The organism is Vibrio sp. 10N.286.55.E10 (assembly GCF_002872555.1).
Taxonomy (GTDB): domain Bacteria; phylum Pseudomonadota; class Gammaproteobacteria; order Enterobacterales; family Vibrionaceae; genus Vibrio; species Vibrio crassostreae.
Window position 1 is genome coordinate 32,455 of sequence record NZ_MCSD01000003.1, and the last position, 26,610, is coordinate 59,064.

The window sequence follows — 26,610 nt, forward strand, 5'->3', positions numbered from 1 at the left end:
TAAATATGGCGATTAAAGTATTAGTCGTTGATGATTCGAGTTTCTTTCGTCGTCGCGTTAGCGAGATCATCAACTCAGAGGCTCGCCTAGAAGTCATTGATGTAGCTGTAAACGGTAAAGAAGCCGTTGAGAAAGCGAAACAGCTAAGACCTGACGTAATCACGATGGACATTGAAATGCCTGTCATGGACGGCATCACTGCCGTTCGTGAGATCATGGCCGCGTCTCCAACGCCTATTTTGATGTTTTCATCGTTAACGCATGATGGAGCGAGAGCAACGTTAGATGCATTAGATGCAGGTGCTCTCGACTTCCTACCTAAGAAGTTTGAAGACATCGCACGTAACCGCGATGATGCGGTTGCATTGCTTCAACAGCGTGTGATTCAGATTGCTGCAAAGCGTGCGTTTATGCGTCGTGCTCCTATTGCACCGAGAGCGACAGCAACGACTTCAACATCTACGCCATTACGCCAACCGATTTCAACAGCAGCTGCGACTTCGACAGCGAAGCCAGCGGTTGCATCAACGGCAAAATTCAGAGCGTCAGGTAAGAAATATCAATTAACGGCAATTGGTACGTCGACTGGTGGCCCGGTTGCGCTACAGAAGATTTTGACGCGCATCCCTGCTAACTATCCACATCCGATTGTGTTAGTTCAGCATATGCCAGCAACATTCACAGCTGCGTTTGCTAGTCGATTGAACACCTTGTGTAAGATTGAAGTCCGTGAAGCGCAAGACGGTGATGTGTTGAAACCAGGAGTGGCGTATCTTGCTCCGGGTGGTAAACAGATGATGGTTGATGGCCGCGCAGGCTCTGCACGTCTAAGAATTATCGATGGCGGCGACCGAATGAATTACAAGCCTTGTGTAGATGTCACATTTGGCTCTGCAGCGAAGATCTACGGTGACAAAGTGTTGTCTATGATACTGACCGGTATGGGCGCAGATGGTCGAGAAGGTTCGCGTATGTTGAAAACCGCGGGCTCGACGATTTGGGCACAAGACGAAGATAGTTGTGTTGTATATGGTATGCCTCAAGCTGTAGCAAAAGCTGGCATTTCTACTGAAGACCTACCTCTCGACCGCATCGCGGAAAGGATTTTGGTTGAAGTTGGGTTAGCTTAGGTAAATCGAAATGATTGTTTGGAGTGTTGCAAACCAAAAAGGTGGTGTTGGTAAAACGACCACGACCGTGACTCTAGCAGGTTTACTTGCGTTGAAGGGGCACCGTGTTCTGTTGGTTGATACTGACCCACATGCATCACTGACCACCTATCTGGGTTACGACTCAGATACGGTGGAATCGAGCCTGTTTGATTTGTTTCAGTTGCGTGAGTTTAACGCGCAGACAGTAAGACCTTTGCTTTTACAAACGGAAGTTGAAGGTATCGATATTATTCCTGCGCACATGTCTTTGGCCACATTAGACCGTGTAATGGGAAATCGAAGCGGCATGGGGTTGATCTTGAAGCGCGCTTTGGCCGCTTTGAAAGGTGACTATGACTATGTGTTGATCGATTGTCCGCCAATTCTGGGGGTGATGATGGTCAATGCATTGGCTGCTAGTGATCGTATTTTGATTCCGGTACAGACTGAGTTTTTGGCGATGAAGGGCTTAGAGCGCATGATTCGCACTTTGACCATCATGCAGAAGTCTCGCAAAACGCCGTTTAAGGTGACGATTGTCCCGACGATGTACGACAAGCGAACCAAAGCCTCACTGCAAACATTAACGCAGCTCAAAGATGATTATCCAAACCAAGTTTGGACGTCTGCTGTGCCGATAGATACTAAGTTTCGAGATGCGAGCCTAAAACGCCTACCAGCATCTCATTTTGCATCGGGTAGCCGTGGTGTATTTGCTTATAAACAGTTGCTTATTTATCTCGAAAGGTTGGCGATAAATGAGCGCGAATAAAGAATCAGTATTGGCGCAGCCAAGTCTCTCCAGTGAACAAGCTCTGGATGATTACTTTACTGCGTTATTAGGCGATGAAAGCTTTGAATCTGACGACTTTTTTGTTGACGAGTCGAGCGACGAATCACAATCTGAAGAGCCAGAGCCAGAGCCAGAGCCAGAGCCAGAGCCAGAGCCAGAGCCAGAGCCAGAGCCAGAGCGCCAATTTTCGAGTCACCACTCAAGCTACGCAGAAATACGCGCGGCTGAGTTTGAGGTTCCTAACCTTGAGGATGTTCAGAAACTACTGAGTCGTTTAGAGGCGACCAATGTTGTTGATGAACTGAACCTTGATGAGTTGATGGATCAGAACACCCAGAAAATCGCCCAGCAAGCAGATATGCAAATGTTTGATGCCGCGGTTGAATCTGTTCAGGTGTTTGAAGAGCCAGAGATTCAAGATTGGAATCTTCCACAACCTGATTTATCAATTGCTGCAGAGCCACTGGTTGAAACGCAGCAATTTGAAGAGTTACAAGCTGAATCGCTGGAGATGGAACAAGTAGAAGTTAAGGCTGTTGAACCTGAACTTGACGTCCCTAAGCCCGAGACAGTTATTGAACCTGAAACTCAAGCAGGAGGTGCTGACCAGTTTACCTCTTGGGAAAGTACGGTTCGCACAGAAGACTTTCAAGTTTTGTATTTTGATGTAAACGGCGTGACCTTTGCGGTGCCACTTGATGAGCTTGGCGGCATCCATCGCCTTGAAGAGTTAAGCCATATCATTGGTAAGCCAGCTTGGTATTTAGGTTTACAAACCAACCGTGATAGTCAGCTAGATGTGGTCGACACCGCAAAATGGGTGATGTCTGAGAAACTATCGAGTGACGAATACAAAGAAAACTATCAATATATAGTGATGCTTGGAGAGAGCTTGTGGGGGCTTGCAGGCACCGAGTTAAAAGGCACCGAGCTACTTAATACAGATAAAGTACGTTGGCGAGAAATGGCAGGGAAACGCCCATGGCTCGCTGGTATGGTAAAAGAAAAAATGTGTGCTTTGATCCATGTCGAAGCATTAATCGCCATGCTAAATGCAGGGCTAGATGTAAAAGCATTGAGCTAGTACCAAGATTGGTACAGCAAAAGCATCAAGTTAATAATAGTGGTCGGTAACGACGGCAAGAGGATTATCTATGTCTCATATGAGTGAAGTTGAAGTAAGAAAAGATCCAACCAATGATGAAGTACTTCAATGGGTGACATTCCAGCTAGAAGAAGAAACTTACGGCATCAATGTAATGCAAGTACGTGAAGTACTGCGTTACAGTGAAATTGCTCCGGTACCGGGTGCTCCAGACTACGTTCTAGGTATTATCAACCTGCGTGGTAATGTTGTTACTGTTATCGACACTCGTTCTCGCTTTGGTTTGATGCAAGGTGAAATCACAGATAACACTCGTATCATCGTTATTGAATCTGAGCGTCAAGTTATTGGCATTCTAGTAGATAGCGTTGCTGAAGTGGTTTACCTACGTTCTTCTGAAATCGACACAACGCCAAGTGTTGGCACTGACGAAAGTGCTAAGTTCATTCAAGGTGTCAGTAACCGTGATGGCAAGCTGCTTATCTTAGTAGATCTAAACAAACTACTAAGCGAAGACGAATGGGATGAGATGGCTCACCTGTAATGTTTGAAGCGCTTCCTTTAACCCCTGTTGCTCTGATATCAGGCGTTGGGGTTTTTACGTTATTCATCCTGATTTTGATTAGCAAAGTAAAACGTGCGATTCAAAAGCAGCTCGATCAGTCACGCCTGCAAGTTCGTAACTTGGACAAAGAGCTTCAAAAATCGAGTAAGCAATTACTTGAGGTTCGCTCGGTTGTGGTTGGCCTTGGCCAAAAAGTAACTGAACAGCAAGATCTGATAAAGCACTTGAATGAGCGTATTGTTGAGTTGGAACATGCTGACACTGACGGCCGCTTATACACGCGTGCGACAAAAATGGTTCAGCTTGGTGCCGGGATAAACGAACTGATTGAAGAGTGTGAACTACCTAAAGCGGAAGCTGAGCTAATGATGTCTCTACAGAATAAGCTCGCGGGTAAGGAGAAAATCCCTTCGTTGAGAAGTAACCCTTCATCGTACGATGATCAACCCGATGCCTCTCGCGATCGCAGAGACCCGTCTCGACGTCGTTAAATTGAGCGCTTAATTCGTATTGAACAATTGATGTTTATTACGTATTCCTTTTAAAAGAAGCTTCGGCTTCTTTTTTTATGCCTGTTTTATCTATATAGAACGATGTTTATAAGTGCTTGTATCTAAGACAATATCTTGTTTGTTGATGAAAATGTGTAAATTGTGATGCGGTGGTAACAGTTTCTTACCGACTTTGTTCTATCGAAAACGCCTAGTCCTGTTTTGTCACCATGTTGGTGTGCTACTATAGCCCTCTCATTACTCGACTAAATTTACCTATGCTAGAAGTCTCAAATTTAACTGCTATTCGTGACGACAGGGTTCTATTTGAATCGTTGTCTTTTCAATTGAAACCAGGTGAACTGGTTCAGGTTGAAGGTCGTAACGGTACCGGGAAAACGACACTCCTTAGGATTATTACTGGCTTAGGTGATCGCGATGACGGCACTATCTCTTGGGATGGTGAGTCTATCGAATCGAGTCGAGACGTGTATCATCAAAATTTGCTTTTTCTTGGTCACCAAACTGGTGTGAAGCGCGAGCTAAGTGCCTATGAGAACCTGAGTTTCTATCAGTCGATTCACAGTGGTGGTACGAGCAAAGAAGAGCTTTACCACGCGTTGGCTCAAGTCGGGCTTGCGGGCAGAGAAGACGTACCTGCGGGGCAACTTTCAGCGGGGCAACAGCGCCGAGTCGCATTGGCTCGTCTTTGGTTGAGTAAGCAAATGTTGTGGATTCTCGATGAACCGCTGACTGCGATTGATAAGCAGGGCGTGAAAGTTCTCGAATCTCTTTTTTCTCAGCATGCAGACAACGGTGGCATTGTGTTATTAACCACGCACCAAGATATGTTTGCTGATAGCCCGAAACTAAGAAAAATAAAGTTGGGTGAGTAATATGATCTCTTCTATGACCACGATTATCCGACGTGAGCTGCTTATCGCATTCCGACGTCAAGCGGATATCTTTAACCCTCTGTGGTTCTTCATCATTGTTATCACGCTTTTCCCTTTAAGTATCGGCCCTGAGCCAAACCTACTTGCACGTATTGCTGCGGGTATTGTTTGGGTGGCCGCTTTGCTCTCGGCATTGCTCTCTTTAGAGCGCCTTTTCCGCGATGATTTTCAAGATGGTGCCCTTGAGCAGATGATGCTGATGCCCATCCCGTTGCAGTTGGTAGTCTTGTCCAAGGTCATAGCACACTGGTTGTTGACCGGGTTACCATTGATTTTAATCAGCCCATTGTTAGCTGTTTTGTTGTCTTTAGATTTTGATACATGGCTCTCAGTTGTGTTGACCTTGTTGGTAGGTACACCCGCATTGAGCTTTATTGGTGCGATTGGTGTTGCGTTGACCGTTGGGTTACAGAAGGGCGGAGTCCTATTAAGCCTGTTAATTCTGCCGCTTTACATCCCCATTTTGATTTTCGCGACGTCAGCGATTGACGCTGCGGCATTGGGCGTTGCATACAACGGCCAGTTGGCGGTGCTTGGGGCGATGTTAATGGGGGCGATGACTCTGACACCTTTTGCGATCAGTGCCGCACTTAGAGTGAGTGTGAACTGATAAGGGTTCCGTTATCGTATAGCTAATGTGAACCAAACGTGTCGATTGGACTCATAGAGTCAGTAAAACTGAAAGCAAGAAAAATAAAATTATTATAATTATAGCTTTAATAGCTGTAAGCAATATGAAGTAAGAGTGAGATTACAACATGTGGAAATGGCTCCATCCCTATGCCAAAGCAGAAACCTCTTATCAGCTTGCTGGTAAACTTTTGCCATGGTTTTCGATCCTAGCGCTATTGTGTCTATCCGTCGGTACCGTGTGGGGGCTTGCATTTGCGCCTTCAGATTACCAACAAGGTGATAGTTTCAGAATCATCTACATCCATGTTCCGTCTGCCATCTGGTCGATGGGCGTTTACATGTCGATGGCGATTGCTGCCTTTATCGGTTTGGTATGGCAGGTGAGACTATCTGATATGGCCGCATTGGCGATGGCGCCGATTGGTGCTGTATTTACCTTCATTGCACTGCTAACCGGTGCGGTTTGGGGTAAACCAATGTGGGGTGCTTGGTGGGTTTGGGATGCACGTTTAACCTCAGAGCTGATTCTTCTATTCTTATACTTGGGTGTGATTGCACTTCACCACGCATTTGATGACCAAAAAACAGCCGCTAAAGCAGCAGGCATTTTGGCAATCGTTGGTGTCATCAACCTACCTATCATTCACTTTTCCGTAGAGTGGTGGAACACACTTCACCAAGGCGCGACGATCACTAAATTCGACAAGCCTTCTATATCAAGTGACATGCTATGGCCGCTTCTTCTTAACATCTTCGGCTTCGCCTTTTTCTTTGGTGCTGTGACTATGGTTCGTTTCCGTAACGAAATCATCAGTAAAGAGAGTCACCGTCCATGGGTTCGCAAGCTTGCGGCCGAAAAAGCGTAGTAGGGTAGGTAATTATGTATTTTGAATCTTTGAGTGATTTCTTTGCCATGGGGGGCTACGCCTCATATGTATGGAGTGCATTTGGAATCACATTTCTCGCGATGATCATTTTACTGGTCGTAAGCGTTCGTCGTGGTAAGCAATTACTAAATGAAGTACAAGCTAAGATTGATCGTCAGGCTCGTATCGATGCAGCAAAAAATATGGAGAACACTCTATGAACCCAAGACGTAAAAAGAGGCTGGGCATTGTCTTAGCGATCTTTTTTGGTATCAGTGCGACTGTTGGATTGATGGTTTACGCACTTAACCAGAACATGGATCTGTTCTACACACCAACTGAGCTGGTCAACGGCAAAGATGGTAAAAAACCTGAAGTTGGTCAACGCCTACGTATTGGTGGCATGGTCGTAGTCGGCTCTGTAAGCCGTGACAATGAATCACTACGTGTAAGCTTTGATTTGCAAGATGTAGGCCCTAAAGTAACGATTCTATACGATGGCATCCTTCCTGATCTTTTCCGTGAAGGCCAAGGTATTGTTGCTCAGGGTGTGCTTAAAAATGCAACGACAATCGAAGCGTTTGAGGTGTTGGCAAAGCACGATGAAGAGTACATGCCTTCTGAAGTTGCGGAAGCAATGAAGAAAACCCATGAGCCTTTGCAATACACGACTGAACAAAAAGAAGGAAATGCTCAATGATAGCCGAGATCGGCCATTTTGCGATGATCCTGTCCTTGGGACTTGCATTGCTGCTAAGCGTGCTCCCATTGTATGGAGCCGCTCGAAATAACACATTATTGATGAACAGCGCACGACCGTTGTCGTGGGGTATGTTCGGATTCTTAGCGATTTCGTTCTTTATCTTGTGTTACGCGTTCTACACCAATGATTTTACGATTCAATACGTAGCAAGTAACTCGAATAGCCAACTGCCTTGGTACTACCGAATTACGGCGGTTTGGGGCGCTCACGAAGGTTCATTACTGCTTTGGGTTCTTATCCAAGCGGGTTGGACAGTTGCAGTAGCGACGTTTAGCCGTGGTATGCCTCAAGAGTCTGTGGCTCGCGTACTGGCTATCATGGGTTTGATTACTGTCGGCTTCTTGCTGTTCATTATCGTAACGTCTAACCCGTTCCTACGTACATTGCCTTTCTTCCCTGTAGATGGCCGCGACTTGAACCCACTACTGCAAGACCCGGGTTTGATTATTCACCCGCCAATGCTTTACATGGGTTATGTAGGTTTCTCGGTAGCGTTCTCTTTCGCCATCGCTTCTCTAATGAGTGGTCGTTTAGATACGGCATGGGCTCGTTGGTCTCGTCCTTGGACAATCGCAGCTTGGTTATTCCTAACAGTAGGTATCGCACTAGGCTCTTGGTGGGCTTACTACGAACTTGGCTGGGGTGGCTGGTGGTTCTGGGATCCAGTAGAAAACGCTTCATTCATGCCTTGGTTGGCTGGTACTGCACTGATGCACTCACTAGCGGTAACCGAAAAGCGTGGCACATTTAAAGCGTGGACAGTATTGCTAGCTATCTCTGCATTCTCGCTAAGCTTACTAGGTACATTCTTAGTTCGTTCAGGCATCTTGGTATCGGTTCACGCGTTTGCGTCGGATCCTGCTCGCGGTATGTTTATCCTAGGTTTCCTAGTCTTCGTTATCGGTGGTTCACTGCTGTTGTTTGCTGTTAAAGGCGCATCGGTTCGTGTTCGTGGTAACTTCGATCTGGTTTCTCGTGAGAACGCACTGCTTGGCAACAATATCTTATTGATTGCAGCCCTAGTGGTTGTGTTAGTAGGTACGTTATTACCACTAGTTCACAAACAGTTAGGCTTGGGATCGGTATCTATCGGTGCTCCATTCTTTGACATGCTGTTCTTCTGGCTAATGATTCCGTTCTCGTTCTTGCTTGGTATCGGTCCTCTGATCCGCTGGAAACGTGACAACCTGTCTAAGCTTGTTAAACCAATGCTGATTTCAGGTGCATTCTCACTGGGCTTAAGTGCGCTAATGGTTGCTCTATTGGCTGACCGCTTCAGTGGTACTGCGTTTGCTGGCTGGGTAATGGCATTCTGGATCATCTTCATGCACGGCTTTGAGCTGCATGAACGTGCGACTCACCGTCATACGTTTATGAAAGGTCTAACTAAGTTGCCTCGTAGTCACTGGGCGATGGTGTGTGGTCACATCGGTTTAGCTGTGACAGTGATTGGTATCGCGATGGTGCAAAACTACAGCATCGAACGCGATGTTCGTCTGGCACCTGGTGAAAGCTACCAGCTTGAAGAATACAGCTTCCTGTTTACAGGGGTTCGTGACAAAGATGGTCCTAACTACGATGGTTACATTGCCGACTTTGAAATTACTAAAGAAGGCAAATACATCAACACGCTTCACGCGGAAAAACGTTTCTACACCACCGCTAAGTCTATGATGACGGAAGCAGCGATTGACCGTGGTGTAACGCGCGATCTTTATATCGCAATGGGTGAACGTTTAGACGATAACAAATCTTGGGCTGTACGTATCTACTACAAACCATTTGTACGTTGGATCTGGGCAGGCTCTTTGATCATGTCGATTGGTGGCGCTATTGCTATCAGTGACCGTCGTTACCGTTTCCGTAAGCCAACAAAAAAGTCGGCTGAAGAGCAGGAGGCTTAATCCGAATGAACAAGAAGATTTTATTCATTCCATTGATTGCGTTCATGGTTCTAGCTGGAATCTTTGCAACGCAATTAATGCGCAACCAGTCGGGCGATGACCCAACTAAGCTTGAATCCGTATTGATTGGTAAGCCTGTGCCTGAGTTTGACCTAGAAGATCTAGAGCAACCAGGTAAGCTGCATGATCAAGCTATCTTTAAAGGTGAGCCGCTGCTTCTTAACGTATGGGCGACTTGGTGTCCTACTTGTTATGCAGAGCACTCTTACCTGAACAAACTTGCTGGTCAAGGGGTTAAGATCATTGGTCTTAATTACAAAGATGATCGCAATAAAGCGGTTGGTTGGTTAAAAGAGCTGGGTAACCCGTACCTAATCAGCCTGTTTGATGGTAATGGCATGCTAGGTCTTGACCTCGGCGTGTATGGCGCACCTGAAACTTTCCTAATTGATGCTAACGGTGTGGTTCGTTACCGCCATGTTGGTGATGTGAACCCGACCAACTGGGCATCGACGCTTGAGCCGATGTATCAAGAGTTGTTGGAGGAATCGAAATGATTAGAAAGGCATTGATTACTCTATTTGCTACGTTCGCAATCTCAGCGACGGTTTCTGCTGCACCTATCGAATTTCATGAATTTGATACCGTAGATCAAGAGCAGCAGTTCAAAGAGCTAAGCAATACATTACGCTGCCCTAAATGTCAGAACAACACGATTGGTGATTCGAACGCTGAGTTAGCGGTCGACTTACGTCAAAAAGTGTACGAGATGACAAAAGACGGTAAGTCGAAGCAAGATATCATTGATTACATGATTGCTCGCTACGGTAACTTTGTGACTTACAATCCACCACTGACACTAGCAACATCGATCCTTTGGATTGGTCCGTTTGCGGTGGTTGTGTTTGGATTTGGTTTGATCATTTTGCGAAGCAGAAAGTCAAAATCGAAAGCGGCAGTAGAGTCAGATAAAGACTGGGATGCAGACAAAGAAGCTCGCTTAAAAGCGTTACTCGATGAAGAGAACGACGGAGATAAGAAGTAATGACTCTATTTTGGATTTCTACCATTATCCTTTCGCTAGCGGCAATTTTCTTAATTGTTCTGCCTTTCATTAACAAGAAGGCAAACAATGACGAAATGCTTCGCGACGAGTTGAACAAAGCATTCTATAAAGACCGTCTTGTCGAGTTAGAAGTAGAAGCAGAGGAAGGTCTTGTTGATAACCAACAAGAACTGATCGATGATTTGAAACAGTCTCTGCTTGATGATGTTCCTGCACAAGAAGAGATGAAGAAGACTCAAATCTCAACGGTTGGTGTGGTTGTACCGTCGATCATCCTTGTCGTCGTTGTGACTTATGGTATGTACTTTAAGTTCGGTGCGTTGGACAAAGTTCAACACTGGCAAGAAGTGAGCTCGAACCTTCCTGAATTGTCTAAAAAGCTAATGTCATCGGAAGGTGGTGCACTAACGGATGATGAGTTGGAAGATTTGACTCTAGCGCTTCGTACTCGTCTGCATTACCAACCAAAAGATTCAACAGGTTGGTTGCTACTCGGTCGTATTGCACTGGCTAACCGCGACGCTGAAACAGCAAAAGATTCTATGGAACGAGCTTACAAGCTTGAACCTAAGAATGAAGATGTTCAGTTAGGTTTCGCACAAGCACTGATGCTTTCTCCTGATGAAGCTGATCAAAACCAAGCTCGTTTGATTTTGAGCCGTTTGATTCAAAACGATTACGTTGACCTTCGTGTGTTCTCACTGCTTGCGTTTGATGCGTTTGAGCGTCAAGACTACCCAGGTGCTGTGAAGTACTGGAGCATCATGCAACAGATGATTGGTCCACAAGACAGTCGCTATGAAATGCTTTCGCGCAGTATTGAAAGTGCTCAGAAGAAAATGGGCGACAATATGGGTGTCGACCAAGGTAAGACTGTTGCTGTAACGCTCGATCTATCTGCAGACGTGAATGCTGACCCTAACTCAGTGTTAATTGTTTCAGTACACAGAGCAGATGGTTCTCCAATGCCTATCGCAGCCGCTCGTTACCCACTAGGGACTTTCCCTCGTACTGTTGTGCTAGATGACGGCAACAGCATGCTGGAAGGACAAGAGCTGTCTAGCCTTGAAACTCTGATGGTTAGAGCTAGGCTTGATACAGACGGCAACGTTTCAACTCGCGAAGGCGATTGGTACGGTGAAAGTGAAGTGGTTGAACTGGGTGCTCCAGTTACCATTGATATCAATAAGCAATATTAATCATCACTTTGCATAGGTGTTAGCTATTCCGATTTGCAGATAAACGGTATAGACTTAGCCAAACAATTGAGGCCAGCGATTGCTGGCCTTTTTTATTATTCCTTATGGAAAAGGTGATATGTCTGTCAGTGTTTTAAGACTCTCGAGTTTACTTTTTATCGCAAGCTTAACGGTTGGGTGTTCAAGTGCGCCGGACGAAAGTGTTAACGATGATAACCTCGAAACCTCTGAATACGTCGAAGAGTCCCACCCGAATGATCCTTTTGAAGGCTTCAACCGAGCGATGTGGGATATCAACTACGAATATCTAGATCCTTATTTAGTTCGCCCTGTTTCCCTCGCTTATGTTGACTACACCCCTGTGCCAGTACGTTCTGGTATATCCAATTTTCTAGCCAACTTAGACGAACCATCAAGCATGGTGAATAACCTTATTATGGGCAATGGCGAAAAAGCACTCGACCATTTCAATCGTTTTTGGATTAACTCAACGATTGGTTTGTTAGGCTTAATCGATATTGCCAGCGAAGCGGGGATCACTAAGTACGATGATAAGTCGTTCTCTGATGCGATTGGTCATTACGGGGTAGGGAATGGTCCCTACTTCATGGTGCCGGGTTATGGCCCAATAACAACGCGTGAAGTAACTGAAACCGTTGATGGCTTGTATGTGCCTCTGTCGTTTCTGAACTTTTGGGCTAGCTTAGGCAAATGGGCATTTGAAGGCATGGAAACACGTGCTCAATTAGTGTCACAAGAAGCGCTGTTGGATGATTCCCCAGATCCATACGCATTAACCCGTGATGTTTATATTCAACGTCGTGACTTCAAAGCGGAGATTGAACCTGAAGAGGTCGATCTTGAAGAAGAGGACTTCATCGATGGTTATCTAGAAGATTACTAGAAAATCGATAAAAGAAAGGCTCGATGTTGAAAACAACATCGAGCCTTTTTAATGCTTTCTACTTTCAGAGGAGTAGATTAGAAACGGTAGTTAGCTTGGATACCAACTAACCAGATGCTACCTGTCACTTCACCTTCGAAGTTGCCACCAAATAAATCCGCTGCAGCATCGGTTTCATGCATTTTAGCGTCTTTCGCTAGGATGTAAGTGAAACCAGCATCTAGAGTTAGCTGCTCAGACCATTGGTAGCCTGCACCAATACTCAGCCAAGTACGATCTGTTTCAGGGATAGTCGCAGTGCGGTGCTCTTCGCTTACTGCCGAAGTGTCGTAAGCAATACCAGAACGCAGAGCCAGTTTTGGTGTCATTTGGTAAGTCGTACCAATTGCAAAGCGGTAGTTGTCTTCCCAGTTCTCTTGTTTGATCTCAACGCTGTTTTCACCAGGGAAATCCGCTACAAGTTCTTTAAAGCTGCTCCAGTTTGTCCAGTTAACACTCGCGTGAACTGCAACTTTTTCTGTTAGCTGGTGGAAGCTCGCAAGTTCTGCTGTTGCTGGAAGTGCAAGATCCATTGAACCATTTTTGTGCGCCGCCGGGTTTGCCTGGTTGAAACCAAAGCCTTGTGCATAACCTTCTAGAGTTAGATCAACTTCTGACTTGTAAGTAAAGCCAAGGCGGTTGTTTTCATTAATCTGCCACGCTGTACCAATTTGCCAGCCCCATGCAGTGTCATCACCTTCCATATATTTTAAAGGAGTACCTGCTGGTAATGGAACAAGCGAGTTTGCTGTAGATACCGCACCAAAGCTACCTTCAGCCATGATGTAGCGAATACCGCCACCTATAGATACACTTTCAAGTACTTGGTATGCAGCGTTTAGGTTTAGCTCCATTGTAGTAACACTTGCTTCGTTACCATGGTTAGCGCCACCAAAGTCTTTCCCTAGGTCTGTTTCCATACCGTAGTTAGTACCAGCAGCAAAACCTAAAGCAAATTTTTCGTTGTACTTATGAGAAACGTAAAAGTTTGGGATAACTGCACTGTGTGCAAAATCACTAGAATTTGATGAAGTTGTTTTGCCCATCATAGACGTAGAAGTACCGTCGATATCGATGTTCGGGTCAACATAGATAGCACCAACAGAAACCTGAGTGCCTTCTAGATAAGTCAGCATTGCAGGGTTACGCCATTGAGCATCTGCACCGTCAGCCATTGCTGCTTCACCAGCGTATGCGCGGCCTAGGCCTGTTGCCGAGTATTCTGCTAGTTGAAAACCTGCCGCGTGAGTTACGGTAGAAGTCGAAAGTAGTCCAACTGCCACAGCAGCAGATAGAAGAGTCTTATTCATTTTCATTATTATGTTCGCTGAATCATAAGTATTTAGTGGCGTGATTCTACTTTTAGAGTCATTACTTTAAAAATGAAATTCGAATAAAACAGTGTTTTAGGGATTTAATGAGTAAATGTGTTTAATTATTAGAGAAATAATCTAAATGTTTCGGCTGTGTTGCGAAGTTTGAGCGTACACTTGTAGTCATATATTGGTCTTGCAGGCTACAGCTGTAAGCTTAAATTGATGCGGGTCAGTGACTTAGGCAATAAAAAAGGGTCGCATAAAGCGACCCTTTAAGACTTATAACTTCGATTATATTAGAAGCTACGGCTGTACTGTAGACCTAGAAGGATTGCATCTGCACGAGTAGTTGCTGAAACAGATGTGCCTAGAGGTGTACTTTCATTTACGTTTTTAACGTCTTCACCTAATAGGTAAGTGAAGCCAAAGTCTACGTTAGATGCAGTATCGATATGGTATGTGAAACCAGCTGAGAACCATTGACGGTCAGAATCAGGTACTGATACTGATTTTAGGTCATCTTGTGCAGCGATGTCATACATGTAACCAGCACGTAGATCCCAGTCGTTGTTTAGGTAGTAAGTAGTACCAACAGAGATGTGACCGGCATTTTTCCACTCGTAAGCGGCATCAGGTGTTGTTGCTGTACCACCGAACTCAATTTTATCGAATGCTTTCCAACCAACCCACTGCAGAGAGTAGTGCACAGCAAACTTGGTATCTTCAAGTTTGTGGTAACCAGAGAATTCTGCCATATCTGGTAGAGGAAGTTTGATCTCCTGACCTTTACTATCTTCTGCTGTGATTTCTGGGCTGTAGCGGTAAGATAAGCCGAAGCGATTGTTTTCGTCTAGCTCATAAACAGTACCTACGTTGAAGCCAACGCCCCAACCATCAGCTCCGTCGATATCAACTAAGCTCAAGCCATTAAATGGACTGTTCGGATTTGCTGATAGGTTACTACTTGTCGTACGTTTAAGCGTACCTTTACCGTAGATAATATCAAGACCAGCACCGAAGCTCCATTGGTCGTTCAAGCGGTATGAACCAGCAAGGCCGAAGTTAAGGCTCATGATATCTGTTTCACCACCAAATTCTGAAGCAGCAAAATCGCTACCAAAGTCTGTAGATGTACCGAAATTCGAGTAAGCATTTACACCCCAAGCAAACTTTTCATTTACTGGAACGATAAGGTGGATGTTCGGTGCAACTGATGTACCGCCTGCGTCATCGTAGTTTGATGAGGTTGGAGTACTAATTGGGTTCATTGCTGAAGTGTATGTTGCATCAGATACTTTAATGTCTGTAGTGATTGTTTCAAAACCAAGAGATAACTCAGTTTTATCAAACATTGACATTGCAGCTGGGTTACGAGCCATTACTGACGCGTTATCTGCGATTACAGCATCACCAGCGAAAGCACGGCCAAGGCCGGTTGCTGATTGTGCGTTAAGTTGGAAACCTGCTGCCATCGCTTGCGAAGACGCCAGTGTAATTGTTACTGCTAAAAGAGACTTTTTAAACAGACGCGTGTTGTTGGTAGTCATTCATTTATTCCTTTATATATCCGCCTCTACAGGGCGATTAATTCGAGCAATTGCTCAATGGTGGCTGATCCTATTCGGAAGTATACGATATACAAATCCGACCATTGAGAAATTTGAGTGGAAAATTATGGAAATGACGCCTATCTGGCACGAAAATGGTGCGAAATGCTATTTTTTAGAGTTTTAACTCTAGAGTTATTGGTCTTGTGAATGGTTTGGCGGGTTATTTATAAATAAAGCCCAGCAATATCAGTGATATAATTGCTGGGCCTTTTATTACGGGGCTTTAAGAGCGAATTAGCTCATCGGTTTGATCATTTTTGTCAGCTTTTCGGCGATTTTGGAAACATCCTCACCATTTTCACCAACAAGGATTAAGCTGCTGCCATCTACGGGTGTTACCGAGCCGGACATGCCTTTTTCATCAAAGTCGATAGGTTTGTCTGTCGGAATACCGGTTAAAAACAACGTTACTTTGCCTTTTGCGCCTTGGAAGACCATATGCACTGCGTTGGATTTACCAAAGCCACAGTGGTTTAGGTAATAGACGTGGTAAGGGAAAGCATCATCAAACTGAAAAGCAAATGGGTTCATTTTTGCGTTGATTTGCTGCGATGTGACCTGTTCATCGATGGAACTAACAAAACTCTTTTCATCAACAACATGCTTCATCGCTGTATCAACCAAACTAGCTTGAGCTGGTGAAACGAATGCGTTGCCCCAATTTACTTGGCCAACTAATAAGCCTGCAACGAATGCTACCGAGGCAGCCATTGCCATTGCTCTTCTCGCAAACGTAGGCCTTACCACTTTGCTTTCTTCGCTTGAGGTCTGATTGAACAGAATGCGATCAGCAAGATCGTCTGGCACATCCACATTCATCGCAGAGTGGATCTGTTTATCTAGCGCTAATACATCGTCTAAGAAATTACTATTGGCTTCGTTATTGGCGGTTGCATCAACAATATCTTGTGTACGTTGTTTAGGTTCCGACAATACACGACGACGAAATTCCAAATCATCCATTATGTTGCCCCCTCTCTGCCTCTTCTGTATCCAACAGCTCTTTCAACTGATTTCGAGCTCTGAATAAACGTGTCATCACCGTGTTTTTGTTGAGATCGAGAATATCGGCAATCTCATCACCACTAAAACCACCAATCACTTGCAAGAAGAGCGGTTCACGGTAATCGATTTCAAGTTTCATGATCTGCGCTTGCAACCACTGATGCTGATGGTGCGGGTCATCGCTAACACTAGCATCATTACCGTGATCGTCGATATCAACCAGATCAAACTGTTTGCGTTCAAATCGTCGAGCGTTCTCGCGTCTCAAGATAGTAATCAGCCAAGATTTAGCGGCTTTTTCATCTTGAAGGCTATCGAGTGACTTCCATGCACGAAGGCAAGTTTCTTGAACTAAGTCTTCGGCAATGCTTTTGTCTTTGCATAACCAATAGGCGTAGCGAAAGAGGTCACGATGATAGGCACGCACGAGTGCTTCGTATTTTCTTTGTTTGTCCATATCAGAGTTGACCGGACGCTTGGCTGTTTTCTTTCCAAACATTTTTATTATTGACACACGAGCCTCCATAATTGCTCTGCGTATAGCTGTCCTCTATACGTTGTGCTTTGTTTTTATATTTTTAGAGCTAACGATCGGCAGGAAATCGTAAAATCACATTAAAATTGATCTACTTCAAAATCTAAGGCCTCGAACAAGCTATAGTACACCTTGTCGTCTAGTTAGTCATTCGTGGCTAGCATGTTGAGCAAGACGACACTTCCTTTTGAAGGCTGACTTTACTTTCTCCTAATCAGGAAACTGATTATTTCAATTGGCGCTAAGTTAATTGCTTTATATACATTCCGACCACACAGCTTTGTGTGGTTTTTTTTTACCTCAAGAAAACCATTCCCTACAAAGCGATAACAGTATTTACTTACAATAGTTTAGTCTCTTACGACAACCTTTCCCCCAAAAAGGTTCGCCTGAATGTGCAGTTATATTTTCAAACAGTGAGATACTCGTATCACGTTTATTTAAACGCTCGTTTGATTTAATTAACAACTTCTTTACAATGCTTCAGGTCAGACCTCTTAACTTTAAGGAGAAACCATGGGCAAACAGGAAGTCAAAACGCGTTCTGGAGAACGTGTTGCCGTTGTCGCTGGATTACGAACCCCATTCGCTCGTCAGAGTACAGAATTTAGCCAAGTGCCTGCGGTTGACCTAGGCAAAATGGTTGTGAGCGAAATGCTTGCAAGAACGGATGTCGATCCTGCGCTTATCGAGCAAGTTGTGTTCGGCCAAGTCGTGCAAATGCCAGAAGCGCCGAACATTGCGCGTGAAATCGTGTTGGGCACAGGCATGGACATCAATACCGATGCCTACAGTGTCACACGAGCATGTGCGACCAGCTTCCAAGCGGCAGTTAACGTGACCGAAAGCATTATGGCTGGCACGATTGATGTCGGTATTGCGGGCGGTGCGGACTCTTCTTCTGTATTGCCAATCGGTGTTTCGAAAAAGTTAGCGGCAAATCTATTAGCGCTGAGTAAAACGAAAACTATGGGTCAAAAGCTGAAGATTCTTAAAACGCTTTCAGTAAAAGATTTGATGCCAGTGCCGCCTGCTGTTGCAGAGTACTCGACCGGTTTATCCATGGGACAAACGGCTGAGCAGATGGCGAAGACACATGGTATTACTCGCGAAGCTCAAGACGCACTTGCTCACCGTTCTCACTCTTTGGCTTCTCAAGCATGGAAAGAAGGCAAGATCAAAGACGAAGTGATGACAGCATTCCCGGCGCCTTACAAAAAGTACCTAGCGGAAGACAACAACATTCGCCACGACTCAACAGTTGAAGGCTACGCTAAGCTGCGCCCTGCTTTTGACAGAAAGTACGGCAGTGTAACGGCAGCCAATGCTACGCCCCTTACCGATGGCGGCGCAGCAGTGATGTTGATGCGCGAAGGCAAAGCGAAAGAGCTAGGCTTAGAAGTGCTTGGCTATATTCGTGGCTACGCATTCTCAGCGATTGGTGTTGAAACGGATATGTTGATGGGGCCGACTTACGCGACCTCTCAAGTATTGAAGAATACGGGTCTAGAGTTGTCAGACCTAACACTGATCGAGATGCATGAAGCGTTTGCAGCGCAAGTTCTTGCGAATGTAAAAATGTTTGCGAGCGATGAGTTTGCTCAGAAGAATCTTGGCCGTGACAAAGCGATCGGTGAGATTGATATGGAGAAGTTCAACGTGCTGGGTAGCTCAATTGCTTACGGACACCCGTTTGCGGCAACTGGTGCGCGAATGATGACTCAAACATTACGTGAACTGAAACGTCGCGGTGGCGGCTTGGCACTTAACACAGCGTGTGCGGCTGGTGGTTTAGGTGCAGCAATGATCTTGGAGGTAGAATAATGTCTACGACTCTTGATGCAACAACAGAAAAAGAAACAGTGGCTCAACCAGATTCAACGTCTGCGACTGAATCAACCCAAAAGAAAACGACAGCATTTTCTCTTAACATCGATGACCAAGATATTGCTTGGTTGGCGATTGATGTGCCAAACGAGAAAATGAACACGCTACAAGCGGCTTTTGCTGAAGAAATGAAAGCGATCTTCGAGCAACTCAAAGAAAAGCAGAGCCGAGTTAAGGGCTTAATCGTTCATTCTCTTAAGCCAGATAACTTTATCGCTGGCGCTGATGTAAGAATGCTGGATGCTTGTAAAACCGCTGATGAAGCGCAGTCTTTAGCTCGCCAAGGTCAAGAGATGTTCCAAGCATTATCTGATCTTCCATACCCAGTTGTTGCAGCGATTCACGGCCCATGTTTAGGTGGTGGCTTAGAGCTCGCACTGGCGTGTGATTACCGTGTATGTACTGATTCAGATAAGACGCGTCTTGGTCTACCTGAAGTGCAACTAGGTTTATTACCAGGTTCTGGTGGTACGCAGCGTCTTCCTCGTTTGATTGGTTTGCTACCGTCACTCGATCTAATCCTAACGGGCAAGCAACTGCGCGCTAAGAAAGCGAAATCACTTGGTGTTGTGGATGCTTGTGTCCCTGATACCATTTTGCTTGAAGTAGCAAAAAGCTTTGTTGAAAAGAATACGGGCAGTAAAAAAGGTAAGCGTCTGGCGTCGAAAAGCCAAGCGTCGACTAAAGAAAAGCTGATTTCACGCACGGGTCTTGGTCGCAAAGTGATTTTTGAACAGGCTTCAAAGAAGACGAATCAGAAAACACGCGGAAATTACCCAGCAGCAGATGCGATTCTAGACGTCATTCGTTATGGCCTAGAGAACGGCTTTGATAAAGGCCTTCAGTACGAAGCGAAGCGTTTCTCTGAACTAGTGATGACCTCTGAGTCAAAAGCCCTTCGTTCGATTTTCTTTGCAACCACCGAAATGAAAAAAGAACATGGCGCAGACGCAGAGCCAAAGGCCGTTAAGCGTGTTGGTATACTGGGTGGCGGCCTTATGGGCGCAGGTATTAGTCATGTAAGCGTTGCAAAAGCGAAAGTACCGGTTCGTATTAAAGACGTATCAAATGAAGGCGTTCTGAACGCGCTGAACTACAACTTCAAGTTGTTCGATAAGCAGCGTAAGCGTCGCATTCTGAGCCGAGCTGGTCTTGAAGGTAAGATGCTTCAGCTTTCTGGTGGTATCGACTTTACAAGCTTTAACCACACCGATGTGGTGATTGAAGCGGTATTTGAAGATCTCGACCTTAAGCAATCAATGGTTGCGGACATCGAAGCCAATGCCAAGCCAGACACGATTTTCGCGACGAATACTTCATCACTGCCAATCCATAAGATTGCAGAGAAGGCGCAGCGACCAGAAAATGTGGTCGGTCTTCACTACTTCAGCCCAGCAGAAAAAATGCCGCTAGTAGAAGTAATTCCTCATGAAACAACCTCAGAAGAGACGATTTCAACGGTTGTGGCATTAGCGAAGAAGCAAGGCAAGACGCCGATTGTTGTTAAAGACACAGCAGGTTTTTATGTGAACCGCATTCTTGCTCCGTACATGAATGAAGCTGCGCATTTGTTACTAGCGAACGAGCCGATTGAAAAGCTCGACAGCACCTTATTGGACTTCGGTTTCCCGGTCGGCCCAATTACCTTATTAGATGAGGTCGGTGTGGATATCGGCGCGAAGATTATTCCTATTCTAGTAAATGAACTTGGCGATCGTTTCCAAGGCCCAGACGTGTTCGATATTCTTTTGAATGACAACCGTAAAGGTCGTAAGAGTGGTAAAGGTTTCTACACCTACAAGGGTAAAAAGAAGGAAGTCGACAAGTCAGTTTACAAGCTGCTTAAACTGCAACCTGAACCTAAGCTGAGCGATAACGATATTGCAATGCGCTGTGTGTTACCGATGCTAAACGAAGCGGTTCGTTGTCTAGATGACGGTATTATCCGTAGCCCTCGTGATGGCGATATTGGTGCTATTTTCGGTATCGGTTTCCCTCCGTTTTTAGGTGGTCCGTTCCGTTACATGGACCAAATCGGTATTAAGTCACTGGTTGAGATGATGAACGATTTTGCTGTGAAGTACGGTGATCGTTTCGCGCCATGTGATGGCCTACTGACGCGTGCTGGTTTGGATGAGTCATTTTATAAGTAACTCTCTAACTCATTGATTACGAAGCCTACATCAAGCGATTGATGTGGGCTTTATTTTTTATGAGAGTATCCAAAAGGAATGAGGTTCCCGACTCAGTGACTCTTCCTTCTTGGGAATGACGAAAGACAGATGAAAGTAAGCTATTAGTGTTAATAGGGAAATTATGGCTAAATGCATTGCAATTGAAACTAACGTCATCTCCTAAAGCGACGAAGGAGCGTAATAGGAGATCTGCTTTATGTTCGACCAATAAAAAAGGTTGATGCTTTCACATCAACCTTTGATTTCTAAAACACTCTTATCAACCAAGCTCAGTATCTTTCGGGCGCAACTGAAACTCATCAATAGAGCCAATCTCCACACCTGCCGACAACTTCTCTTCCTCATAATGGGCATTACCGTGCGCATGCATAATCAGACGATTTGCGGTGCGTGGTTTTAGTTGGCTGACCACAAAACGCATCATGTCTGAGCGAGTTAACCCTTTAAGATCTTCCAACACACGCTCTCTCTGATTGAATTCCAAGTCCTTGTTGCCTATCGCAACCCATAAGCGTTGAGCACGTCCTCGCAAAGTCGTATCTGGTGTCGAAATCTGATTCCAGAGACCGCGTTTACTGCTGTGCCATTGGTAGTCGTTAAGCTCTAACAACACCATATAGAAGGCATTGAGGAACTCATCTATCGAGGCTAATAAGTCTGCTGGAGCAGCATTCGGTGATTGTACATACAACACAATACCTGGGTGTCGGTTGAGTGGCATATTACCTGTGCCGACCATGTAACCTAGCTGCTGCTTGGTACGGATCTCATGGAAGAAGGTGGCTGACATCAAATGGTTCGCCAATGAATACAGCGCAATGTTTTTAGGAGAAATATCAGCGCACTGGTAATAAACCACGATTGCCGAATCATCTTGGTTACACACCACTTCACGCTGGAAGCTGCCGTTTTCACCTAGCATAATTAACGGGCGCAATGACTCTTCGTAGGCTTGGTCTTGAACGCGTAGGGCATCTTTTAGCGTTTTCGCCATTTTATGTGCGTCGGCTTTTTTCCAGTCGCCATACACAAACATTTCTACGTGCAGTTCAGCCAAGATTGCTTGAACAAAAGAAGAGAGTTCATCGACCTCTATCGTTTCCAGCGCTTCAATTAATACAGAATAGGGCGGGTTATTTGGCTGAAGTATCCCTGTCATCGCATTAAACAGCTGCGAAATAGGGCGGTCTTGCGACGCATTATTCCAGTTTCTTAGCAATTGATGCTTAATCGTTTCGAAGCGTGTTGGACTAAAGTCGCGTGCTTGAAAGCGTTCAAGGATCATATTGAGCAATTGTGGTTGCTTCTCGCTGAATCCAGAAAGTGTGAGTGTAACGCCGCCCTGATGGGTATACATGTTGTAACCCATTCCGGCGATTTCAGCTTGATAGGTATCTTTTTCGAGCGAGTCTAAGAACATTTCTACACACAAGCGCGTTTTAACGATATTTCTTGGGCTAGCGACTGAGTGTGGGCTGTCGATAGCAACATACACCACCCCTTTCGGTACTCGAAATTGATGGTCTTGCAGGTGCCATAGCTTAAAGCCATCGAGCTCTTCTAACAGTTGTGGGAACTTAGCGTCACCTTCGAGTTCAGTTGGGTCTAGATCGTAGCAAATAAACGGGTTTTTGCTTGGGAGTTCAAACTGCCAACCGGGGTTAATGCATGCAAAGCATTGAACTTGTTCAGCGCTAAATGGTGTGACCGAGTAGGGCGTAAAATACCACTTCGCTTCTCTGTCATACTCGAATCCCTGAGCAACAATGGTCGCACGCATGTTGTCGACGGTTAAGTTAGGAAGCAAAGAGCGTTGCAACTCGTCATCGAAATGCGACATCTTGTAATCGCCATACACCACATCTTGCTCTTGATAGTGCTGCATGTTGATAACAAGGTGGCTAACCACGTCTAGTGGCCTTGCTGGCTCTTGAAAGCGGAAAGCAGACTCTAATACGGCACGTTTTTCTAGGTAGCGCCACTCTTCTATGCCTTGTTGCTCGATTAATTTGATGTACTGAAATATCGCTTGGATGATGTTATCGGTTTTGGTTAAACCTTCAATGGTCAACGAGCAACTGACTGTGAAATCACGGTAGTTACTGCCGCTCGCGCCACCACCCGCAGAGAGGGATGTTATCCAACCTTTCTCTTTAAGTTGCATCATCAAACTGCCTTCACCTTCGTAACCTAAAAGATGGGCAAAGAACGACAATGGTTTAACGCCATAGTGCTCGTCCATGCTTGGCATAGGGAAGGTTAAGATCAGTTTGCGAACTTCTTTAATTGGCTCAACGCGGACTTGAACGCCGGTGCTTAACTCACCAACAATGGGTACTTCAACCTTCTTGCCTTGTAGGTTGTGATTGGTGATCGAGCTAAAGCGACCCTCAACCCAGCTTTGCATTTCATCTAAAGACTGATTGCTAGACAGTGTTAGCGTCATTAAGTCAGCCGAGTATTGTTGCTGGTGGAAAGCTAAGATCTCTTGTCGAATCGTCTCGCCGTTTCTGTCGCCCAACGTATCGATATTACCGACAGAAAACTTCGAGAATGGGTGATTGTGATTCACCAGTTCTTTGGTAACTTGGTACAGGCGTCGCGAATCGTCGTTGAGTTTCATCTTGTATTCGGAATCAACGGCTTGGCGTTCTTTATCTAATGCTTCTTCGTTGAACAGCGGAGCGGTAAAAAATTGGCTAAAGCGATCGAGTGCGGTTTCAAAGGCATTCAATTCAACATCAAAAAAGAAGCAGGTGTGTTCTGTTCCTGTCCAAGCATTGTTACTGCCGCCATGTTGGCTGATAAAACTTTGGAACTCTCCGACCTTTGGATACTTTTCAGTTCCTAGAAATAGCATATGCTCTAAGTAGTGAGCTAAACCCTCTCGGTCTATAGGGTCATCAAAATGCCCCACATTGACGGCTAATGCGGCTGCTGCTTTTTGAGCATTTTGATCCTGAACTAACAGTACACGTAACCCATTATTTAAGGTTATGTAGCGGTATTGATGTTCATCATTTGGGCTTAAGTGCACAGGAGCATCTCCAGAGAAGGTGGTTTTTAAATTATGTACCCGATGATTCGGCGTGCAAACCTTGTGATCATATTTTGGGATATGAAGTGCTTTTTGGTGATTTCTAAATCACTTTTATCGATTTTTATCAGTAATTTATTTTCTTTTAACAAGATTGTTAAGAAAGTCGAATTCTTTAGCAAGTGACTTGATATAATTATTTATATAGACTGCGGCTCCCTCTGGATTGAGGGCCAAACGCTAAGTAGCGTATCGCTGATATGGGATATATCGACTTTCGAAATGTTACGTAGACAGGACTGAACATGAAAATATTCATAATGCGCCACGGTGAAGCAGAACATTTTGCTAACTCGGATGCAGAACGAGCGTTAACTAAGCGCGGTAAGATGGCGTCTCTTGCGGTGGCTCAAGCTGCAAACGAGCAGGGCATCAGCCAGTTCGATAAAGTACTTGTGAGCCCATATTTGAGGGCACAAGAAACGTGGTTAGAGATCTCTCAGGTGTTTTCTGGAAAGAAAGTAGAAACCTGTGATGATATTACGCCTTATGGAATGTCCGACGATGTGTTTGATTTGACCGTGGCAATGGCTGAAGTAGAAAAACTAGAGACCATTTTATTTGTTTCTCATTTACCTCTAGTGGGCTACCTAACAGCAGAGTTTGCAACAGGCATGGCACCGCCTATGTTTCCAACTTCTGGCTTAGCGTGTATCGACTTCAATCTTGAGACACAAAAAGGCGAGTTACTTTGGAATATCAATCCATAGTCGACGCTTAATCTAAGTTGTCTCTCGTAAGCAAAATGAAAAGGGCACCTCAAATATTTGAGATGCCCTTTGTTGTTTTTGACGTCGAGCGGATTCGAAAACCAGAATTATTTCTCAGGAATCGACAACAGAACCAATAGTGCGCCATTGCCGCCGAACTCTAACGGCGCTTGGTGGAAAGCCATCACATCAGGGTGTTGTGCTAGCCACAACGGCACTTTCTGTTTAAGGATGTGTTTACCGATACCATGCTGAACACAGGCACACGCTACGCTTTCTTTCACGCAGTGCGCAATCATCGCGCCAAGCTCACGTTTAGCTTCTTGTTGAGTCATACCATGCATATCGAGATACACATCAGGAACGTAGACACCACGACGTAAGCGCTTTACCTCATATTTCGAGACATCATCGCGAGCATAGCGTGTCGGACCCTCTTCGCTAAGGTGTGGAATGAACTCATCCGAGAAATAAAACTCGCTATCACTGGCTTGTCTTGCCGTTCGAGTAATTTCTTTTTGCTTGGGATTTCTTTTTGGCTGCTGGACTATGGTATCCTGTTGCAACTTTTTAACGCCCTTTACTGCATCGTTGAACAGGGCGAAATCGTCATCGAAGTCGGTGTCTTTTTTGCTCATCAGGTTATGAATTCTAATTAGAAACGTAATTAGCAGTATTGTAGCGCTTTTCGGAGACAATTTTGGATAAGATTTTTGTAGAAGAAGCGGTATCAGAACTACACACGCTTCAAGATGTGATTCGTTGGACTGTTAGCCGCTTTAACGCAGCGGGCCTATTTTATGGTCACGGCACTGATAACGCGTGGGATGAGGCAGTACAACTTATCTTACCTACTCTTTATCTGCCGATTGATGTTCCTTCGCATGTGATGAACTCTCGTCTAACGAGTAGCGAGCGTCTGCGTATTGTTGAGCGCGTAATCAAGCGTATTAATGATCGTACACCAACAGCTTACCTAACCAACAAAGCTTGGTTCTGTGGTCTTGAGTTCTTCGTTGATGAGCGCGTTCTTGTGCCTCGTTCTCCAATTGGTGAGCTGATTGAAGCTCAGTTCCAACCTTGGTTAACTGAAGAGCCAACTCGCATCATGGATATGTGTACGGGCAGTGGTTGTATTGCTATTGCATGTGCTCACGCATTCCCTGACGCTGAAGTAGATGCGATTGATATCTCTACAGACGCACTGCAAGTTGCAGAACAGAACGTTCAAGATCACGGCATGGAGCAGCAAGTGTTCCCAATCCGTTCAGATCTTTTCCGTGATCTGCCAAAAGAGAAATACAACCTGATCGTATCGAACCCGCCTTATGTGGATGAAGAAGATATGAACAGCCTGCCAGATGAGTTTACTCATGAGCCAGAACTTGGCCTAGCTGCGGGTACAGATGGTCTGAAATTGGTTCGTCGCATCTTAGCTAACGCACCAGATTACCTAACTGATGACGGTATTCTTATCTGTGAAGTGGGTAACTCAATGGTTCACATGATGGATCAGTACCCAGAGATTCCATTCACTTGGATTGAATTCTCTAACGGTGGCCACGGCGTATTCATGATCACTCGTGAGCAGCTTGTTGCTTGCGCCGATGAGTTCTCTATCTACAAAGACTAGGTTGTGTCGGCTATTGAGTTTTTGACCCGATCATCGGGTTGTAAGCTTAGAGACTGAAATCTAGTAAGACGTTCGATTTGAAACGTTTTTATTTAAACGCCGTGCAGCAATGCATGGCGTTTTTTATTGCCTAGATTAAGGATGTTTGTATTTATATCGAAGACGTTCAGCTCAATATTTAGTTGAT

At 45.1% G+C, this 26,610-nt stretch carries 25 protein-coding genes; 19 read left to right on the forward strand and 6 right to left on the reverse strand.

The genetic code is table 11. From position 1 onward, the window contains the following. Window positions 1-5 precede the first annotated feature (5 nt). The 15 genes from BCV39_RS02050 to BCV39_RS02120 all read left to right on the forward strand — a co-directional run bounded on the left by BCV39_RS02050 (window position 6) and on the right by BCV39_RS02120 (window position 12,396). Window positions 6-1,130 carry a chemotaxis response regulator protein-glutamate methylesterase gene (locus BCV39_RS02050; RefSeq protein WP_048616090.1) on the forward strand — a complete coding sequence of 375 codons (1,125 nt, stop codon included), beginning with the start codon at window positions 6-8 and terminating at the stop codon, window positions 1,128-1,130. 10 nt (window positions 1,131-1,140) lie between these two features. Further along, entirely contained in the window at window positions 1,141-1,923 is a 783-nt protein-coding gene (locus tag BCV39_RS02055; protein ID WP_048661505.1) for a ParA family protein, read from the forward strand. Next, window positions 1,910-3,028 carry a chemotaxis protein CheW gene (locus tag BCV39_RS02060; RefSeq protein WP_102432852.1) on the forward strand — a complete coding sequence of 373 codons (1,119 nt, stop codon included), beginning with the start codon at window positions 1,910-1,912 and terminating at the stop codon, window positions 3,026-3,028. The genes BCV39_RS02055 and BCV39_RS02060 overlap by 14 nt, the downstream gene beginning before the upstream one ends. A 70-nt stretch (window positions 3,029-3,098) precedes the next feature. Further along, window positions 3,099-3,593 (forward strand): chemotaxis protein CheW, encoded by a 495-nt coding sequence (locus BCV39_RS02065; protein ID WP_017056895.1) that lies wholly within the window; start codon window positions 3,099-3,101, stop codon window positions 3,591-3,593. Continuing rightward, window positions 3,593-4,105 (forward strand): DUF2802 domain-containing protein, encoded by a 513-nt coding sequence (locus tag BCV39_RS02070; RefSeq protein WP_102432851.1) that lies wholly within the window; start codon window positions 3,593-3,595, stop codon window positions 4,103-4,105. Before BCV39_RS02065 ends, BCV39_RS02070 begins: the two co-directional genes overlap by 1 nt. Before the next feature lie 278 nt (window positions 4,106-4,383). After that, window positions 4,384-5,001, forward strand: coding sequence for a cytochrome c biogenesis heme-transporting ATPase CcmA (ccmA, locus tag BCV39_RS02075; RefSeq protein ID WP_048607846.1), 618 nt, complete (start codon window positions 4,384-4,386; stop codon window positions 4,999-5,001). Window position 5,002: 1 nt separating this feature from the next. After that, window positions 5,003-5,671 (forward strand): heme exporter protein CcmB, encoded by a 669-nt coding sequence (gene ccmB / locus BCV39_RS02080; RefSeq protein WP_004736228.1) that lies wholly within the window; start codon window positions 5,003-5,005, stop codon window positions 5,669-5,671. Between the two features lie 148 nt (window positions 5,672-5,819). Then, window positions 5,820-6,560, forward strand: coding sequence for a heme ABC transporter permease (locus tag BCV39_RS02085; RefSeq protein WP_017064107.1), 741 nt, complete (start codon window positions 5,820-5,822; stop codon window positions 6,558-6,560). 14 nt (window positions 6,561-6,574) lie between these two features. Continuing rightward, window positions 6,575-6,781, forward strand: coding sequence for a heme exporter protein CcmD (gene ccmD / locus BCV39_RS02090; RefSeq protein ID WP_009848525.1), 207 nt, complete (start codon window positions 6,575-6,577; stop codon window positions 6,779-6,781). Then, window positions 6,778-7,260, forward strand: coding sequence for a cytochrome c maturation protein CcmE (gene ccmE, locus BCV39_RS02095; protein ID WP_017064106.1), 483 nt, complete (start codon window positions 6,778-6,780; stop codon window positions 7,258-7,260). Before ccmD ends, ccmE begins: the two co-directional genes overlap by 4 nt. Continuing rightward, window positions 7,257-9,227, forward strand: a complete 1,971-nt coding sequence (locus tag BCV39_RS02100) for a heme lyase CcmF/NrfE family subunit (protein ID WP_048661502.1) — start codon at window positions 7,257-7,259, stop codon at window positions 9,225-9,227. The genes ccmE and BCV39_RS02100 overlap by 4 nt, the downstream gene beginning before the upstream one ends. A 5-nt stretch (window positions 9,228-9,232) precedes the next feature. Next, a complete protein-coding gene (locus BCV39_RS02105) occupies window positions 9,233-9,784 on the forward strand; it encodes a DsbE family thiol:disulfide interchange protein (protein WP_017066365.1) in 552 nt (183 codons plus the stop codon). Then, entirely contained in the window at window positions 9,781-10,272 is a 492-nt protein-coding gene (locus BCV39_RS02110; protein WP_017066364.1) for a cytochrome c-type biogenesis protein, read from the forward strand. Before BCV39_RS02105 ends, BCV39_RS02110 begins: the two co-directional genes overlap by 4 nt. After that, a complete protein-coding gene (ccmI, locus tag BCV39_RS02115) occupies window positions 10,272-11,492 on the forward strand; it encodes a c-type cytochrome biogenesis protein CcmI (protein WP_048661501.1) in 1,221 nt (406 codons plus the stop codon). Before BCV39_RS02110 ends, ccmI begins: the two co-directional genes overlap by 1 nt. A 118-nt stretch (window positions 11,493-11,610) precedes the next feature. Continuing rightward, entirely contained in the window at window positions 11,611-12,396 is a 786-nt protein-coding gene (locus tag BCV39_RS02120) for an MlaA family lipoprotein (protein ID WP_102432850.1), read from the forward strand. Window positions 12,397-12,473: 77 nt separating this feature from the next. On the opposite strand, the gene BCV39_RS02125 is transcribed toward BCV39_RS02120, so the two are convergent. The 4 genes from BCV39_RS02125 to BCV39_RS02140 form a co-directional block, all read right to left on the reverse strand. Further along, entirely contained in the window at window positions 12,474-13,751 is a 1,278-nt protein-coding gene (locus tag BCV39_RS02125) for an outer membrane protein transport protein (protein WP_102432849.1), read from the reverse strand. 296 nt (window positions 13,752-14,047) lie between these two features. Next, window positions 14,048-15,298: an outer membrane protein transport protein gene (locus BCV39_RS02130; RefSeq protein ID WP_102432848.1), complete on the reverse strand. Its 1,251-nt coding sequence runs from the start codon at window positions 15,296-15,298 to the stop codon at window positions 14,048-14,050. 297 nt (window positions 15,299-15,595) lie between these two features. Then, entirely contained in the window at window positions 15,596-16,324 is a 729-nt protein-coding gene (locus BCV39_RS02135; RefSeq protein ID WP_102432847.1) for a DUF3379 domain-containing protein, read from the reverse strand. Further along, on the reverse strand, window positions 16,317-16,865 hold the full coding sequence (locus BCV39_RS02140; RefSeq protein ID WP_017060646.1) for a sigma-70 family RNA polymerase sigma factor: 549 nt from the start codon (window positions 16,863-16,865) through the stop codon (window positions 16,317-16,319). Before BCV39_RS02140 ends, BCV39_RS02135 begins: the two co-directional genes overlap by 8 nt. 552 nt (window positions 16,866-17,417) lie before the next feature. On the opposite strand from BCV39_RS02140, the gene fadI reads away from it, so the two are divergent. Both fadI and fadJ read left to right on the forward strand, forming a co-directional pair. Next, window positions 17,418-18,725, forward strand: coding sequence for an acetyl-CoA C-acyltransferase FadI (gene fadI, locus BCV39_RS02145; protein WP_048607862.1), 1,308 nt, complete (start codon window positions 17,418-17,420; stop codon window positions 18,723-18,725). Then, the gene (fadJ, locus tag BCV39_RS02150) at window positions 18,725-20,941 is read left to right on the forward strand and encodes a fatty acid oxidation complex subunit alpha FadJ (protein ID WP_170960914.1); all 2,217 of its coding nucleotides are present in this window, start codon (window positions 18,725-18,727) and stop codon (window positions 20,939-20,941) included. Before fadI ends, fadJ begins: the two co-directional genes overlap by 1 nt. A 301-nt stretch (window positions 20,942-21,242) precedes the next feature. Here the strand turns inward: fadJ and BCV39_RS02155 are convergent, their stop codons facing one another. Then, window positions 21,243-24,020: an insulinase family protein gene (locus BCV39_RS02155; RefSeq protein WP_102432846.1), complete on the reverse strand. Its 2,778-nt coding sequence runs from the start codon at window positions 24,018-24,020 to the stop codon at window positions 21,243-21,245. A gap of 305 nt (window positions 24,021-24,325) precedes the next feature. Between BCV39_RS02155 and sixA the strand changes: the two genes are divergently transcribed. Continuing rightward, a complete protein-coding gene (sixA, locus tag BCV39_RS02160; RefSeq protein WP_048664281.1) occupies window positions 24,326-24,790 on the forward strand; it encodes a phosphohistidine phosphatase SixA in 465 nt (154 codons plus the stop codon). A 107-nt stretch (window positions 24,791-24,897) separates the two neighbouring features. Here the strand turns inward: sixA and smrB are convergent, their stop codons facing one another. Beyond that, on the reverse strand, window positions 24,898-25,428 hold the full coding sequence (gene smrB, locus BCV39_RS02165; protein WP_102432845.1) for an endonuclease SmrB: 531 nt from the start codon (window positions 25,426-25,428) through the stop codon (window positions 24,898-24,900). Between the two features lie 62 nt (window positions 25,429-25,490). On the opposite strand from smrB, the gene prmB reads away from it, so the two are divergent. Then, entirely contained in the window at window positions 25,491-26,423 is a 933-nt protein-coding gene (gene prmB / locus BCV39_RS02170) for a 50S ribosomal protein L3 N(5)-glutamine methyltransferase (protein WP_017060640.1), read from the forward strand. Window positions 26,424-26,610 lie beyond the last annotated feature (187 nt).

Excerpts from the sequence above, each read along its gene's own strand:
- BCV39_RS02050 (WP_048616090.1), top strand. The coding sequence starts at position 6 with ATGGCGATTAAAGTATTAGTCGTTGATGATTCGAGTTTCTTTCGTCGT.
- BCV39_RS02055 (WP_048661505.1), top strand. The coding sequence starts at position 1,141 with ATGATTGTTTGGAGTGTTGCAAACCAAAAAGGTGGTGTTGGTAAAACG.
- BCV39_RS02060 (WP_102432852.1), top strand. The coding sequence starts at position 1,910 with ATGAGCGCGAATAAAGAATCAGTATTGGCGCAGCCAAGTCTCTCCAGT.
- BCV39_RS02065 (WP_017056895.1), top strand. The coding sequence starts at position 3,099 with ATGTCTCATATGAGTGAAGTTGAAGTAAGAAAAGATCCAACCAATGAT.
- BCV39_RS02070 (WP_102432851.1), top strand. The coding sequence starts at position 3,593 with ATGTTTGAAGCGCTTCCTTTAACCCCTGTTGCTCTGATATCAGGCGTT.
- ccmA (WP_048607846.1), top strand. The coding sequence starts at position 4,384 with ATGCTAGAAGTCTCAAATTTAACTGCTATTCGTGACGACAGGGTTCTA.
- ccmB (WP_004736228.1), top strand. The coding sequence starts at position 5,003 with ATGATCTCTTCTATGACCACGATTATCCGACGTGAGCTGCTTATCGCA.
- BCV39_RS02085 (WP_017064107.1), top strand. The coding sequence starts at position 5,820 with ATGTGGAAATGGCTCCATCCCTATGCCAAAGCAGAAACCTCTTATCAG.
- ccmD (WP_009848525.1), top strand. The coding sequence starts at position 6,575 with ATGTATTTTGAATCTTTGAGTGATTTCTTTGCCATGGGGGGCTACGCC.
- ccmE (WP_017064106.1), top strand. The coding sequence starts at position 6,778 with ATGAACCCAAGACGTAAAAAGAGGCTGGGCATTGTCTTAGCGATCTTT.
- BCV39_RS02100 (WP_048661502.1), top strand. The coding sequence starts at position 7,257 with ATGATAGCCGAGATCGGCCATTTTGCGATGATCCTGTCCTTGGGACTT.
- BCV39_RS02105 (WP_017066365.1), top strand. The coding sequence starts at position 9,233 with ATGAACAAGAAGATTTTATTCATTCCATTGATTGCGTTCATGGTTCTA.
- BCV39_RS02110 (WP_017066364.1), top strand. The coding sequence starts at position 9,781 with ATGATTAGAAAGGCATTGATTACTCTATTTGCTACGTTCGCAATCTCA.
- ccmI (WP_048661501.1), top strand. The coding sequence starts at position 10,272 with ATGACTCTATTTTGGATTTCTACCATTATCCTTTCGCTAGCGGCAATT.
- BCV39_RS02120 (WP_102432850.1), top strand. The coding sequence starts at position 11,611 with ATGTCTGTCAGTGTTTTAAGACTCTCGAGTTTACTTTTTATCGCAAGC.
- BCV39_RS02125 (WP_102432849.1), bottom strand. The coding sequence starts at position 13,751 with ATGAAAATGAATAAGACTCTTCTATCTGCTGCTGTGGCAGTTGGACTA.
- BCV39_RS02130 (WP_102432848.1), bottom strand. The coding sequence starts at position 15,298 with ATGACTACCAACAACACGCGTCTGTTTAAAAAGTCTCTTTTAGCAGTA.
- BCV39_RS02135 (WP_102432847.1), bottom strand. The coding sequence starts at position 16,324 with ATGGATGATTTGGAATTTCGTCGTCGTGTATTGTCGGAACCTAAACAA.
- BCV39_RS02140 (WP_017060646.1), bottom strand. The coding sequence starts at position 16,865 with ATGTTTGGAAAGAAAACAGCCAAGCGTCCGGTCAACTCTGATATGGAC.
- fadI (WP_048607862.1), top strand. The coding sequence starts at position 17,418 with ATGGGCAAACAGGAAGTCAAAACGCGTTCTGGAGAACGTGTTGCCGTT.
- fadJ (WP_170960914.1), top strand. The coding sequence starts at position 18,725 with ATGTCTACGACTCTTGATGCAACAACAGAAAAAGAAACAGTGGCTCAA.
- sixA (WP_048664281.1), top strand. The coding sequence starts at position 24,326 with ATGAAAATATTCATAATGCGCCACGGTGAAGCAGAACATTTTGCTAAC.
- smrB (WP_102432845.1), bottom strand. The coding sequence starts at position 25,428 with ATGAGCAAAAAAGACACCGACTTCGATGACGATTTCGCCCTGTTCAAC.